11 protein-coding genes are annotated in these 15,456 nt (G+C 51.2%); all 11 read right to left on the reverse strand.

Annotation, left to right across the window (positions count from 1 at the left end; genetic code table 11):
- Window positions 1–17: 17 nt before the first annotated feature.
- On the reverse strand, window positions 18–1,421 hold the full coding sequence (gene hemA / locus NSQ46_RS22450; protein ID WP_007130743.1) for a glutamyl-tRNA reductase: 1,404 nt from the start codon (window positions 1,419–1,421) through the stop codon (window positions 18–20).
- Window positions 1,422–1,726: 305 nt separating this feature from the next.
- Complete coding sequence (speD, locus tag NSQ46_RS22455; protein ID WP_007130744.1) at window positions 1,727–2,125, reverse strand: adenosylmethionine decarboxylase; 399 nt, start codon at window positions 2,123–2,125, stop codon at window positions 1,727–1,729.
- A 307-nt stretch (window positions 2,126–2,432) separates the two neighbouring features.
- Window positions 2,433–3,023, reverse strand: coding sequence for a hypothetical protein (locus NSQ46_RS22460; RefSeq protein WP_007130745.1), 591 nt, complete (start codon window positions 3,021–3,023; stop codon window positions 2,433–2,435).
- Between the two features lie 213 nt (window positions 3,024–3,236).
- Window positions 3,237–3,887 carry a ribosome biogenesis GTP-binding protein YihA/YsxC gene (gene yihA / locus NSQ46_RS22465; protein ID WP_028406590.1) on the reverse strand — a complete coding sequence of 217 codons (651 nt, stop codon included), beginning with the start codon at window positions 3,885–3,887 and terminating at the stop codon, window positions 3,237–3,239.
- A gap of 19 nt (window positions 3,888–3,906) precedes the next feature.
- Window positions 3,907–6,243: an endopeptidase La gene (gene lon / locus NSQ46_RS22470; protein ID WP_007130747.1), complete on the reverse strand. Its 2,337-nt coding sequence runs from the start codon at window positions 6,241–6,243 to the stop codon at window positions 3,907–3,909.
- An 84-nt stretch (window positions 6,244–6,327) separates the two neighbouring features.
- Window positions 6,328–8,058 (reverse strand): ATP-dependent protease LonB, encoded by a 1,731-nt coding sequence (lonB, locus tag NSQ46_RS22475; RefSeq protein ID WP_213617196.1) that lies wholly within the window; start codon window positions 8,056–8,058, stop codon window positions 6,328–6,330.
- A 1,361-nt stretch (window positions 8,059–9,419) separates the two neighbouring features.
- Complete coding sequence (ispG, locus tag NSQ46_RS22480; protein WP_007130749.1) at window positions 9,420–10,529, reverse strand: flavodoxin-dependent (E)-4-hydroxy-3-methylbut-2-enyl-diphosphate synthase; 1,110 nt, start codon at window positions 10,527–10,529, stop codon at window positions 9,420–9,422.
- Between the two features lie 115 nt (window positions 10,530–10,644).
- Window positions 10,645–11,913 (reverse strand): ATP-dependent protease ATP-binding subunit ClpX, encoded by a 1,269-nt coding sequence (clpX, locus tag NSQ46_RS22485; protein WP_007130750.1) that lies wholly within the window; start codon window positions 11,911–11,913, stop codon window positions 10,645–10,647.
- 14 nt (window positions 11,914–11,927) lie between these two features.
- Window positions 11,928–12,518, reverse strand: a complete 591-nt coding sequence (gene clpP / locus NSQ46_RS22490) for an ATP-dependent Clp endopeptidase proteolytic subunit ClpP (RefSeq protein WP_007130751.1) — start codon at window positions 12,516–12,518, stop codon at window positions 11,928–11,930.
- A gap of 272 nt (window positions 12,519–12,790) precedes the next feature.
- Entirely contained in the window at window positions 12,791–14,128 is a 1,338-nt protein-coding gene (gene tig / locus NSQ46_RS22495; protein ID WP_007130752.1) for a trigger factor, read from the reverse strand.
- Between the two features lie 145 nt (window positions 14,129–14,273).
- A complete protein-coding gene (locus NSQ46_RS22500) occupies window positions 14,274–15,113 on the reverse strand; it encodes a hypothetical protein (protein WP_213616078.1) in 840 nt (279 codons plus the stop codon).
- Window positions 15,114–15,456: the final 343 nt, after the last annotated feature.

A 15,456-nucleotide genomic window follows, 5' to 3' on the forward strand; every position in this document is an offset into this window, starting at 1 on the left:
GAATGAATTCACCCGCCTCATAGGGTGGCTGGGGCAAGAGATACCTTTATGGGCTTCTCCTCTGCCTGCCGATCGGCAGCGCTCGATATCGCTTCAGCTTTGGTTGCTGCTTTGTCCTTGGTGTGGCTGCGGGTCCCCTGCTCTTTTTCATGAATCAGGCTTTCCAGCGCGAAAATTTGAGTGAAATAGTCGAGCGCTTCATTGCCGTGCTTACCGCCGGTCATTTCTTTAATCCGATTGATCGGGTCATGCATCATTTGGTTAACGATGCTCTTCGTCAATCGGCGAATAACCTTGCGCTGACGTTCGTCCAATTCCGGAAGCTTATTAAATAAGCTTTCAAGCGTCTCTTCGTGGATGGTATTGGATTTCTCCTGCAGAGCGCGAATCGCCGGTCTGACGCCAAGCGTCTTCAGCCAAGTGTGGAATGCGTCCATCTCCGCCTGAATCATAACCTCGATCTTAGCGGCCTCGACGCGGCGCATTTCCATATTCGTCTCAACAATACCTTCCAAATCATCAATGTCATACAAAAATACATTCGACAGCTCGCCGACAGCCGGATCGATATCCCGCGGAACGGCAATATCAATCATGAACAGCGGCCGCGACTGGCGCTTCTTCATGCTCTCCCTTACCCGGTCGGCATTCAGCACGTATTCATTCGAGCCCGTCGAGCTGATAATGATGTCTACGTCATAAAGAAGCCCCATGCCTTCTTCCATCGTGCAGGGCGTGCCCTTGAACTTGCTCGCAAGCTCCTGGGCGCGGCCCAGCGTCCGGTTAGCCACAATTACCTCTGCGGCGCCGTTGGCATAAAGATGCTTGACGGTAAGCTCGCTCATCTTGCCTGCGCCGAGAATCATAACCTTCTTATCGTTGAACGTGCCGAAAATCCGTTTGCCAAGCTCTACCGCCGCATAGCTGACCGACACGGCGCTCTCGCCGATCGAGGTTTCCGAGTGGGCGCGTTTTCCGAGCGTTACCGCCTGCTTGAACAGCATATTGAACCAGGTTCCGGTAGCATGATGCTGCTGGGATGTTAAAAAGGCATTGCGAACCTGTCCCAGGATCTGCGTCTCTCCGATCACCATGGAATCCAGGCCGCAGGTGACCTTGAACAGATGGGAAATGGCCTGTTCATCTTCATATATATATAGATGCTGTGTAAATTCCTCACGGTTAATGCCGAACCACTGCTCCATAAAACTGCGGATAAAGTAGCCGCACATATGAAGGCGATCTACCACAACATAAATCTCAGTACGGTTGCAGGTAGCGACAATGACGCCCTCCAATACGCTCTTGGTTGATTTCAGCTCCCGCAGCGCCTCCGGCAATTCAGCTTCCGAAAACGTAAAGCGTTCCCTGACCTCCACGGGCGCCGTGCGATAATTCAACCCAACAACGACGATGTGCATTGCATGTTCACCTGCCTATTTCTCCGATAGTATGACCGCGATCAAGCGGTCTGCCCTGACCTTGTTCATTATATCACAGTCAGCCAAATCCCCTTGTCTATTTTATGAAATGTTTATGAAATCCCCATGTTTCGTTATATTCTGTTCATGGGGACTCCCCCTCATTTCCTGTTTACCGACACCTTACTATTGTGGATATTCAGCACTGGAGATATACGTATGATTTTCCTTGAAAAGGTCGTCTCAAAATAAATAACCATGGAGGACTCCATGGTTATAGGTATACACAATTTGTAGTTGGCCTGTTAAACGAGTTCGGCCAGTTTCATCTCGGGCGTCTCGACCTTCATTTCTCCAAGTCCGCGTACGAGTTTCTTAGCATAGCATTTTTCAGGTTTCAGTACGGATACCAGGTAGTCAATAGCCAATTGCGGATCTACCGTCTCCCCGCAGGTGTAACAGTCAATCGCAGCAAAACCTCTCTCAGGGTATGTGTGAATCGAGAGATGGCTTTCCGACAGCAATACAAGCACCGTAGCTCCTTGTGGCTCGAACTGCTTGGATTGGACGGACAATACCGTTGCTCCACATGCTTCAGCGGCTTCGACCATCTGAGCTTGTAAAAATTCTGCACTGTTCAATAGTTCAAAATCGACTCCCCAAGTATCAACAGCAACGTGTCTTCCGAAAGTTGAGTATTCCATCTTCCGGTTTCCCCCTTCCTAGGAATAAAATGTTTGAAAATTTCATCCGCTAGGACCTACGTCATTCACTTCCCGAGGGAATAATCTCTCGCAACATTACATGTCCTGAGTGAATCCTGGTTCCTATATTCTTTTCAACGAGATTAAAAATAACATCTATGACAGCGAAATGCAACACCTTTTTCAAAAATAACCTAATAAATAATTTTACAGCTCAATATATGTGCCAAATTCCGAAGCTGTGACTAAGATTACTCCCCTTCCGCAAATAAAAAAGCCGCCCATTTATGGGCAGCCTAACCTAGTCTTATGCTTCGAGAACGAATAGCCGCTGATTGTAGCTCCGGAGCTGTTCATCGATCGATTGGATCTTAGACATGTCATTGCCTGCCGCAATCCGCTGGTCCAGAAGAAGATTAATATTCCGCTGAATGGATTCGATCTCTTTCTCAGCTTCCTTGCTGTTAAACAGGCGCAGCAGCTCTCCGGCCGTATTCTTGTACTCGTATATGACGATACTCTCGTTCCCGGTCATCTGGGTGATTCGGTGAACCGTTCCGACGTGGTAATCATAGCTCATTGTAAAGCCGCGATAGATCCGATTTACCTTCCCCGACCCCTTAAAAGCCGTAAACAGCTTACGTACGGCATCGGCCAGATGGGGAGTTACCAATCGGCACGACAGCTCACAGACGTACAGGCCATTCTTGCGTTCAAAGGGCAAATGAACTTCTTCCCCGCTTTCATCTTCAAGCACGAACTCATGCTCTCCGCCGTCCATCACTTTCACTCGGCTGCTCACCCGGAAAGCGTGGGTCCCTTGCAGAAATCGATCCATTTGAACATCCGTCATTTGCATTGTGGCATTAACATATTCTGTGGCTAACCGCTGAGCCATAAAAATCCCTCAATTCTTTTAACTTACTCCCATTATACTGTACATCCCAGCGGTCTTTCCTGTCGTCCGAACGAGATTATTCATCATATTTCATAAAAAAACGGTTTTAGCCGGAATCAGACTGAGATTTCCCTCAACATGCTCACTTTCCTGTCAAGAATACACCGATTCCCTCTATTACTCAAAAAATCAGGCAAATCCGCTCGATTACGCTTATTCGTCTTCTTCGACGGCTGCATCCCGGAAATCGCCCTTGTCCCCTTCGCCGTTTTCTTGACGGTATCCGATATGTGATTCGATGATTTCCCATAGCTCCTCTTTACCAAGCCCTAACTCCGAAGAGAACATGACGAATGAATGATGAGGCTGAAAGCCAAGCGTTTCCTTTACAATCTTGACGTGTTTCTGTCTGCGCGTCTTCGGGATTTTGTCCGCTTTGGTCGCGACGACGCACACCGGTCGGTCGTAATGCTGCAGCCACTCATACATGCTGACATCGTCCTTTGTAGGCGGGTGGCGCATATCGACCACCAGCAGAACGAGCTTCAGCTCATCCCGGCTGAGCAAATATTTCTCGACCATCTCGCCGAACGCCGCGCGCTGGCTTTTGGATACCTTGGCGTATCCGTACCCCGGAAAGTCGACCAAATACAAATCCTCGTTGACCCGGTAATAATTGAGCTGCTGCGTCTTGCCTGGCGTTGCGCTCGTACGGGCCAAGTTCTTTCTCGATATCATACGGTTGATCAGTGAGGACTTGCCCACATTGGAACGCCCTGCCAGAGCAATTTCCGGCAAGGCGTCTTCAGGATATTGAGCAGGACCGACCGCACTGATGACGAATTCGGCTTTTGTTACTTTCATGATTTTTAAAGGTTCCTCTCTAATGCACTCCCGCCTGCTCTACGAGCGCATGCTCGAGAACTTGGTCCATGTGGGATACCGGAACGAATTCGACGTCATTCTTGACACTGTCCGGAATGTCGCGCAAATCCCTCTCGTTATCTTTCGGGAGCAATATTTTTTTGTAGCCGGCCCTATGAGCGGCCAAGGACTTCTCCTTAAGCCCTCCGATCGGCAGCACGCGTCCGCGGAGTGTAATCTCGCCGGTCATCGCCACGTCACGGGCAACATGGCGCTTCGTTAAGGATGAAATAAGGGCCGTAGCAATCGTGATGCCTGCAGACGGACCATCCTTCGGAATGGCTCCTTCGGGGATATGGATGTGGACATCCAGCTTCTCGTGGAAATCCGGGTCGATGCCGAGCTCTGCGGCCTTCGAACGGGTAAAGCTGAAAGCTGCCTGAGCCGACTCCTTCATTACATCTCCCAGCTTGCCCGTTAGCGTCAGCTTGCCGGTTCCGGGAACGACGGTAACCTCAATGGTCAGCGTCTCGCCGCCAACCTCGGTCCACGCAAGACCGGTTACGGTTCCGACTTGGTCCTCCAGCTCGGCCATACCGTAGCGGAACTTCGGAATGCCGAGATAATCCTTAATATCGTCCGCACCGATCACAATGGAATCGGATTCGTTCGTAACAATCCGCTTCGCGGCCTTCCGACACAGAGCCGCCACCTGCTGCTCCAGGTTCCGGACGCCGGACTCCCGCGTATATTCACGGATCACCTTCAGGAGCGCCCCTTCGTCTACCTGGAGCTGCTCGGGCTCAAGCCCGTGCTCGCTCTTCTGCTTCGGCAGCAGATAGCGGTTCGCAATCTGGAGCTTTTCGATTTCCGTGTAACCCGGAATATAGAGAACCTCCATCCGATCGAGCAGCGGTCTTGGAATGTTATGAAGAGCGTTGGCTGTCGTCACGAACATGACCTGGGATAAATCAAACGGAATTTCGATAAAGTGATCGCTGAACGTATTGTTCTGTTCCGGATCGAGCACCTCCAGCAGCGCCGAAGACGGGTCGCCGCGGAAATCCGAAGCCATTTTATCGATTTCGTCGAGCAAGAATACCGGATTTAAAGAGCCTGCGGTCTTCATGCCTTGAATGATTCGGCCGGGCATGGCCCCGACATAAGTCCGGCGATGTCCCCTAATTTCGGCTTCATCCCGCACGCCGCCGAGGGAAATGCGGACGAATTTGCGCTCCAGGGAGCGGGCGATGGAACGGGCCAGCGACGTTTTGCCGACGCCCGGCGGTCCGACCAAGCACAGAATCGGCCCCTTCATCTTCTTTACGAGCTTCTGCACGGCCAAATATTCCAGCACGCGCTCTTTCGGCTTCTCCAGCCCGTAGTGATCCTCATCCAGGACCTGCTCGGCTTTTGCGATGTCGAGATCGTCTTCGGTCTTGTTCGTCCACGGCAAGGCAAGCAGCCAATCGACGTAATTCCGGATGACGCCGCCTTCTGCCGAACTGGCCGGCATCTTCTCGAGGCGGTCAATTTCCTTCTCGACTTTCTCGTGGACGCGTTCCGGAAGCTGAAGCTCTTGCAGCTGACTGCGCAGCTCCTCGACTTCCCCGGCACGGCCTTCCTTATCGCCAAGCTCTTTCTGGATGGCCTTCATCTGCTCGCGCAGATAGTATTCCTTCTGGGTCTTCTCCATCTGCTTCTTAACCCGCTGGTTGATCTTTCGCTCCAGCTCCAGCACTTCGCGCTCGTTGTTTAAAATATCCAGCAGCTTTTCCAGCCGTTTGCGGACGTCGATCGTCTCAAGGATCTCCTGTTTATCCTTGATCTTTAACGATAAGTGGCTTGTAATGACATCCGCCAGACGCCCCGGCTCATCGATATCGGAGACGGCCGCAAGCGTCTCGGGCGTAACTTTCTTGGACAAATTGATATAATTCTCAAACTGTGACAGCACCGTCCGCATCAAAGCGGATACTTCAGGGTCATTGTTCTCTTCCTCCGGAAGCTCGCGCGCGATGACCTCGTAGTAATCCGCTTGATCCGTATATTGAATAATTTCCGCCCGTTCCATACCTTCCACAAGCACGCGTATGGTACCGTTTGGAAGCTTAAGCATCTGGCGTACATTCGCAACGGTTCCAATTCGAAAAATATCCTCTTGCGTCGGTTCTTCAATGTTCACTTCCGATTGAGAACACAGGAGAATCAAATTGTCTTCAACCATCGCCTTTTCTAAAGCCTTTACGGATTTCTCCCGGCCTACATCCAAATGAAGCACCATACTCGGGTAGACAAGAAGACCTCTTAAAGGCAATAAAGGAAAACGACGACCTTTGGTTTTACTTGGTCCCATCGCTTTCGCACCTCCAATGGCTCTCAATGTTGACACTATTCCTATTTTATCAAATCTGCGTATAAAAAACCAACAACGGGAAACTTAAACGCCGCCGGCATCGGTCATTTTGCCATTGCGCGGTGGCGTGGCCTGCAGAAGCGATGCCGAGGAGGCCGGATAGATGTCGGTGTTCGGAAGCTCCACGATGTCCGCCGCCAGCGAGCCGCCGAATACTTGGCGGAACACCTCGTCGACCGTTTCGACCGGAATGACCCGCAAGCCGCCGCTCAGATCCTGGAATAACGATTGCCAGTTATCCTTCGGGATGATGACACGGGTTGCTCCGGCCTGGAACGCTGCCTCCACTTTGGCAATCACCCCGCCGATCGGCTTCACTTTGCCGTGAATGCTCATCTCACCGGTCATCGCAATTTTATTATCGACCTCAATTCCCTTAATCGCCGATACGATCGCCGTTGCCATCGCAATACCGGCGGACGGGCCGTCAATCGGGGTTCCCCCCGGGAAATTGATATGGAGATTATAATCCTTCGGCGAGAAGCCCATCGCTTCCAGCACGGTCAGGACGTTCTCAATCGATCCCTTGGCCATGCTCTTGCGCCGCAGCTTGCGCGATCCCCCGCCAAGCTCTTCTTCATCCACGACACCGGTAATATTGTAGGTGCCCTGTCCCTTCTCGACCGGCACCGCTGACACTTCAATCTCGAGCAGCGCCCCCATATTCGGACCGTATACGGCCAGCCCGTTGACAACGCCGATCTGCGGCTTCTCCGGCACCTTGCGGTCCGGGCGGGGCTGCAGCTGACTGCTGCTCGCTACCCACTCTACATCCGAGGCGCGGATGGAGTCTCTTTTTTCCGTTAATGCAAGCCCTGCGGCGAGTTGAATCATATTGACGGCCTCGCGTCCATTGGAGCAGTACTGCTTCACGACGTCCACCGCTTCCGGCGCTGCGCCAAGGCCTATCTTCTGAATGGCATCCTCCGCGATTTTACCGATCTCCTCGGGGAGCAGCGGACGGAAGAAGATCTCCATGCAGCGTGAACGAAGAGCGGGCGCAACTTCTTCCGGCGAGCGCGTGGTCGCGCCAACCAAGCGGAAATCGGCTGGAAGTCCGTTTTGAAAAATATCGTGAATATAGGCTGGCGTATTGGCATCCTCTGAATTATAATATGCACTTTCAAGCAGGACCTTGCGGTCCTCCAGTACTTTTAGCAGCTTATTCATCTGAATCGGGTGCAATTCGCCGATTTCGTCAATGAACAGAATGCCGCCGTGCGCTTTCGTCACTGCGCCCGGCTTCGGCTGCGGAATGCCGGCTACGCCCATCGCGCCAGCCCCCTGATAGATCGGATCGTGCACCGACCCGATGAGCGGATCGGCAATACCACGCTCGTCAAAACGGGCGGTGGTCGCATCGATCTCCGTAAACTTTGCATCGTATTTAAACGGCGATTGCGGATTCTTCTTCGCTTCCTCCATCACCACGCGCGCTGCCGCCGTCTTGCCCACTCCCGGCGGGCCATAGATAATGACGTGCTGCGGATTGGCGCTGCACAGGGCGGCCTTCAAGGCGCGCAGTCCGTCCTTTTGCCCGACGATGTCGTCCATGGTCTGAGGTCTCGTCTTCTCCGCAAGCGGCTTCGTCAACGACACCGACCGAAGCTTGCGCAGCTTATCGAGCTCCTTGCGCGATTCCCGGTCCACTGCGGTCTTGCTGGTCTTTTGCCCACGCAATAAGTTCCAAAAATAAATGCCGATGATGACTGCAAAAAACAGCTGCACCAGCATAATCACGATACTCAGATTCACAAGTCATTCCTCCTGTTTCTCCATTATGTCAAGATCCAACGTTAATACTTGGTAGTATTGCCGATTCGTTTGCAGGTAAAACGCCAATGCGGGAACAATTTGTAAAGGGGCTTTTTCACAACAAGTCCCTTAAAAGACATCTTCACAGCCAGTTGAACCTTTGTGAGCTTAATCAGCACTCCGCATGCGGATTGTTCTTACGATCTCTGTTGTCCTCGGATTTCTTTGAATTCTATGTTCCTATTGATGAAATCCGAGGGCAAGGAGAACGCTTCGCTTCTTCTGAACAATTCCACCTGCTCCGTTGAAGCTTTCCTGGCGGGCAAGGCAAATCCCTTTTGGGGATTTGCTTGCTCCTTTGGAGCCCACTTTCGCTCTGCAGGTTCCCTTTGGGTACATCTTCACTGCCAGTAGGACCGTTGTGAGCTTAATCAGCACTCCGCCTGCGGATTGTTCTTACGATCTCTGTTGCCCTCGGATTTCTTTGAATTCTGAGTTCCTATGATGAAATCCGAGAACAAAGGAGAACGCTTCGCTTCTTCAGAACCATTCCGCCTGCTCCGTTGAAGCTTTCCTGGTGGGCAAGTCCCTTTTGGGGACTTCCTTGCTCCTTTGGAGCCCATTTTCGCTTTACAAGTTCCTTTCGGGGACTTGCTTGCTCTTTTGAAGCCCACTTTCGCTCTACTAGTTCCTTTTGGGGACTTGCTTGCTCCTTTGAAGCCCACTTTCGCTCTACTAGTTCCTTTTGGGGACATCTTCACAGCTAGTAGGACCGTTGTCAGTTTATCAGCACTCCGCATGCGGATTGTTCTTACGATCTCTGTTGCCCTCGGATTTCTTTGAATTTTTGGGTTCCTATGAGGAAATCCGAGGGCAAAGGAGAACGCTTCGCTTCTTCTGAACAATTCCGCCTGCTCCGCTGAAGCTTTCCTGGTGGGCAAGTCCCTTTTGGGGACTTGCTTGCTCCTTTGGAGCCCACCTTGCCTCTTCAAGTCCCTTTTCGGGACCTACTTGCTCCTTTTCTGCAATCGTGTCACTTTGCGACGGCTCTCACGTTCTCCCAGTACTTGCATTGACTCGTGGCTCACCAGAAGTGTCGTTCCCCCAACTTGAGTCCACGGAACGCAATTCGGCTGAATCCGAGGACGATCCCGATGAAGAATAACAAAAAGCGGCAGCCTCCTGAATCAGAGGCTGCCGCTTAAGGCAAACGCTATTGAATTACCAAGCAAAGATGTATGGAGCTCCTGCATGGTGTTTGGAATCACGACACAATGCTTAGCGTACGGTATGTGGCTTCTAGTTACATCGCAACCACCGATGCCAAGGCCATGTGTGACTGACATTGCATACCATCAAGCTCAGACCGTGGACTTATGCTTGCGGCCAGGGATTTCGCCTGTCTCCTCGTACACCTTCACAATGTTATCGATCTCTTTCTTCAGCTCCTCCACCATCGTGGCTTCCGGAACCTTGCGAATCATTTCGCCGTAACGGAACAGCAGTCCCTCTCCGCGAGCGCCGGCAATTCCAATGTCGGCCTCTCTCGCTTCACCCGGTCCGTTCACGGCACAGCCAAGAACGGATACCTTGATCGGCACTCTCAGTTTCGAGATATACTCCTCGACCTCATTGGCAATGGAGAACAAATCGATATCGAGACGTCCGCACGTCGGGCAGGATACGAGCGTTGCCATATCGGAAATCAATCCGAACGTTTTGAGAAGCTCGCGTCCGACTTTAATCTCCTCTACCGGATCGGCGCTGAGCGAAATCCGCATCGTGTTGCCGATGCCCATCGACAGGAGCGCACCGAGTCCGGCCGCGCTTTTCACCGTTCCGGAGAACAGCGTACCGGCTTCCGTAATGCCCAGGTGAAGCGGGTAAGGAATCACCTCGGCAGCCTTCGTATACGCCGCAATAGCCATCGGAACATCCGATGCCTTCAAGGATACGATGATGTCATGAAAATCGAGCTCCTCCAGAATACCGATATGGTACAGGGCGCTCTCCACCATCGCTTCCGGCGTCGGATAGCCGTATTTTTCAAGAAGATGATTCTCCAGCGAGCCGGCGTTTACGCCGATCCGGATCGGAATGCCTTTCTCCTTGCACGCTTTTACGACCGCTTCGACCTTCTCGCGTTTTCCGATGTTGCCGGGATTAATCCGGACTTTATCGATGCCGTTCTCTATGGCGAGAAGGGCAAGCTTATAGTTGAAATGAATATCCGCAACAAGCGGGATATGAATGCGTTTCTTGATTTCCTTAATGGCAGCGGCGGCTTCCTCATTGTTGACCGTTACCCGGACGATTTGGCATCCGGCTTCCTCCAGACGCAAAATTTCCGCGACGGTCGCCTCGACATCCGCTGTTTTGGTGGTGCACATGCTTTGAATAATGACTTGGTTATTTCCCCCTATGGTGAGGTTCCCCACCTTAACGGGCCGTGTGTCTTGTCTCAAAAACATGGTACGATCTCTCCCGTATAACGCCAAAGCTCCACTCCAGCCTAGGCTCATGGCCATAACTGGAAGTGGAGAGGATCAGCGTAAATTTATATCACGTCCGCAGCGTTAGAACGCCTCAGGCGCTTTCTTCCTGTTTCTTGTCATCTTCCGTTCCCTTGCCTTGCATCAGCTCAGGGATCACTCTGTCACGAACGACCTGTTCGGTGATGACGCAATCCTTGATATCGTCTCTGGACGGCACTTCATACATTACATCCAGCATGATGCCTTCAATGATGGAGCGCAGTCCGCGCGCGCCCGTATTGCGCTTGATTGCCTCCTGGGCAATGGCTTCGAGAGCGCCGCGTTCGAACTTGAGATTGACATTATCAAGCTCAAGCAGCTTCTGGTACTGTTTGGTGAGGGCATTCTTCGGCTCGGACAGAATCCGTACCAGCGTCGCCTCATCCAGTGGTTCCAATGTGGAAACAACCGGCAGACGGCCGACAAATTCCGGAATGAGACCGAACTTGAGCAGGTCCTCAGGCAGCACCATCGTCAAATATTCGCCTGGCTTCAGATCTTTCTGGCCTTCAGCGGAAGCGTTGAAGCCGATGACCTTCTTGCCGATCCGGCGTTTGATGTACTGCTCCAACCCGTCAAATGCGCCGCCGCAAATGAACAGAATGTTGGTTGTATCGATCTGAATAAACTCCTGGTGCGGGTGCTTGCGCCCACCTTGCGGCGGAACGGAAGCGACCGTTCCCTCCAGAATTTTCAGAAGCGCCTGCTGAACCCCTTCGCCGGAAACGTCACGAGTGATGGACGGATTCTCGGATTTGCGGGCCACTTTATCAATTTCATCAATATAGATAATGCCGCGTTCCGCTTTCTCCACGTCATAGTCGGCGGCTTGGATCAGCTTGAGCAGGATGTTCTCGACATCCTCGCCCACGTAACCGGCCTCCGTCAACGAGGTGGCATCGGCAATGGCAAACGGAACGTTCAAGATTTTAGCCATCGTTTGCGCAAGCAATGTTTTACCTGAACCTGTAGGTCCCAGCAGCAAAATGTTACTCTTCTGCAATTCAACGTCATCAATCTTGTTTTGCGTATTGATCCGTTTGTAGTGGTTATATACGGCAACCGATAAGGACTTCTTCGCTTGGTCCTGTCCGATGACGTATTGGTCAAGAATATCCCGAATTTCACGCGGCTTCGGAATATCCTTCAAATCCACTTCTTCCTCATGGCCGAGTTCTTCCTCTACGATTTCCGAGCACAAGTCAATGCACTCGTCACATATATAAACACCGGGCCCCGCAACCAGCTTGCGAACCTGCTCCTGCGATTTGCCGCAGAAGGAGCATTTCAGCTGCCCTTTGTCGTCGTTAAATTTAAACATGCAATAACCACCCCTTATGATTTGGTCGGTGAAGACAGAACTTCGTCAATAATACCGTACGCCTTCGCTTCCTCCGCGCTCATAAAAAAGTCACGGTCTGTATCGCGTTCGATTTTTTCAAGGGGCTGACCCGTGCGCTCCACATAGATTTGGTTAAGTTTCTGTCTGGTCTTGATGATCCAATCTGCATGGATTTGGATATCGGATGCCTGACCTTGAATTCCGCCAAGCGGCTGATGGATCATGACTTCGCTGTTCTCAAGCGCATACCGTTTGCCGGGCGCTCCGGCGGTGAGCAGCAGCGAGCCCATGCTGGCGGCCATGCCGACGCAAATAGTGGACACATCAGGCTTAATCAACTGCATCGTATCATATATACCCATCCCGGCCGTCACCGAACCGCCAGGAGAATTGATGTACAGAGAGATGTCTTTCTCCGGATCTTCCGCAGCCAAGAAGAGCAGCTGGGCAATGACGAGATTGGCTACATCGTCATCGATCGCATTGCTGAGGAATATAATGCGATCCTTCAGTAATCTTGAGTAGATATCGTAGGATCTTTCGCCTCGACTGGTTTGCTCCACCACCATAGGTACAAGACTCATGCGACCAACCTCATTTCCTTGAAAATTTACTTATGCGTTACAAAAGTTATTCTAACATGTTCAAAGCGCAATGTCATTTTTTAACCCTGATTACATTCTATGAACTTCGCTAGAAATATATCCAGCCAACTTGTCTCATTATGTATGTCGAAAAAATAACCAATTCATGTCACATTTAGTTGAAAATTGGCTATTCTTAGGTAAAAATAAGGCACGCATAAAGTACGTGCCCTATCTCATGTAACGGCAGCTTCGGCAGCCGCCTGTTCTTATTATTCTTCAGTCGCAGTTTCTGCAGCTTCTTCCTTCTTCTCCACTGGAGCGCCTTCTACGCTGTTTTCCAGCAAGAAATCAATCGTCTTGCGGAGAAGCAGCTCTTCGCTAAGGCTGTCAAGGGAACCGTTGGCAGCCAGGATGCTGCGGATTTCTTCGGCGGAACGCTTGTACGTTTCAGCCATATTGTCCAGTTCCTTGTTGATTTCCTCTTCGGAAACTTCAAGCTTCTCTTCTTTCGCAATCGCTTCAAGCACAAGGTTGTTGCGAACGCGCTTCTCGGCATCGTCCTTCATCTGACCTTCCAAATCCGCATTGGTTTGGCCGGAGAAGCTGAGGAACATCTCGAGGTTCATGCCTTGCTGGCGAAGACGGTTGTCGAAATCGCGCATCATGTTCTGAACTTCGGATTGAATCATCGCTTCCGGAATATCGATTTCGGCGTTAGCTGCCGCTTTTTCAACAACTTCATTCTCGCGGACGCCTTGAGCTTCCTGCTCTTTGCGGGCCAGAAGCTGCTTCTTCAGATCTTCCTTGTACTCATCAAGCGTATCGAACTCGCTTACGTCTTTAGCGAACTCGTCGTCCAGCTCAGGAAGCTGCTTGCGCTTGATTTCATGCACTTTCACTTTGAAGACTGCTTGTTTGCCGGCCAGCTCTTCCGCGTGGTAGGTTTCAGGGAATGTCACTTCCACGTCTTTGAAGTCACCCGTAGCCATGCCGATCACTTGATCTTCAAAGCCTGGGATGAAGGTGTTGCTTCCAAGCTCCAGGGAATAACGCTCGGCTTGTCCGCCTTCGAAAGGAACGCCGTCCACGGAACCGTCGAAATCGATCACGACGATGTCGCCGGATTCAGCCGAACCTTCATCGATGACAGCCAGCTCAGCATGACGCTGTTGCAGGCGCTCAAGCTCTTGGTTCAGCTCCTCATCCGAAACCTCAGCTGTTACAGCAGCAACTTCAAGTCCTTTGTAATCGCCAAGCTTAACTTCTGGCTTCACGGTTACTTTTGCTTTGAATTTGAAGGTTTCGCCTTTAGCGAACTGCTCGATTTCTACTTCTGGACGATCTACCGGGAAAATATCCGCTTGCTCAACAGCTTCGCTGTATACTTCAGGGAGCAGAATGTCGATTGCATCCTGATACAAGCTCTCTACGCCGTAACGAGCTTCAAAGATCGGGCGCGGTACTTTACCTTTACGGAATCCAGGTACATTTACTTGTTTCGCTACTTTATTAAAAGCTTTGTCGAGGGCGGCCGCAACGCGATCCGCATCAACCTCAACGTCAAGAACGCCAAGGTTCTTCTCTATTTTTTCCCAAGTTGCTTTCATTTATGCTTTCCCCTCCAAAATAGTTCACGTGGTCGGCGCAATAATCTATCACGTACCGAATAACCACTATAGTATAAACAACATTACATGCTTTTTCAAGGGCGTACCCTTATGGAGCGATACCGTAAACGTTTTCCATCTCTGCCTATTCCTCCGCCCCGGCAGCTACGAATTGCTTTAACGAACGGTATGCTCCCTCATAGCGAAAACGCATGGTGTCCGTAATTCCGTACAACGGCCGGATTTCGTCCTCATTCCGGAACCCTTTTAAACTCTCCGACACGATGTCGTGCAATGCTGCGGCCCAAATATCGAGCGTAGACTCATCCTCGTCGAGCATGGACTCGTAATCCAAGGTTCCGTAAATGGCCATAATGAACTGCGACCATAATTCCTGAGCGAAATAAAACAGCGTCGGCTCGTGAACCTCTGTCTGATCGGCAACGCGTTCCAATATTTTCGTTATTGCAGGCGGGAATTCCGATGGATCGAGCGGTACCGAGTCAATCTCGATTTCGACGGCCTCCTGTCCTCTCTTAAGCGTTACGCTCCCTTCCATGCCACGTCTGCGCAGCGTCTGCAGCACGCGGAATTGGAGCAGAGGATGAAGCGGGGTCTCGCTAAGCCAATCCGCTAGAGCCGCATCGATTTCCGGACGGTCCAGATAGGCCAGCTGTTCAAGCGCAAGGATCGTCTGCTCGGTCAAAGGTCCGTTCATGACCGAAGCGAGAAGTTTATCCGCATATCCTGCATCCTGTGCTACCTTATCGTTAACCATCTGGCGGGTCATTTCCGCTTCGTCCGGATCGTCGATCTCCTCGGTATCGGCATCATTCTCACGGGGCACGGCTGCTTCGGGGAAGGCTGCCTCCAGCCATTCCAGAAGGGCCCGCCATTCCTCATAGTTCCGCTCATTCTGTCCGCTGCATTGCAGCAGAAACCGCAGCACCTCCATCGCTTCGCCGTACCGTTCATTCTCGAGCATAACCGTTAGCTGAATCTGATAATAATCCAGCGTCTTCGGAAACAGGATGATGTTCTTATCCTCTTGTTCGGGGGAGTAAGAGTCCTTGATAAGGACACCTCCTTTCTAGTCCTGTTTTTAATATTCGTTGATTATAGCATATGTACCGCCAAGATTAAAAAAGCGCGGGTTCCATGGGTTCCTTCTCTTACTTAGAGGGATCGGGATCACCGATCAAGTAAAGAGCAACCGTATTTTATCAATATAACCCCGGATTGCCTAGTCATAATCTAATCGCATCAAAAATCTTCTATTCTCAAAAATATATAGTTGAAATATTCCAGAGCATATGATAATATATTTT

It is taken from the genome of Paenibacillus sp. FSL M8-0142 (genome assembly GCF_038597315.1).
GTDB classification, from domain to species: Bacteria; Bacillota; Bacilli; order Paenibacillales; family Paenibacillaceae; genus Paenibacillus_AQ; species Paenibacillus_AQ lactis.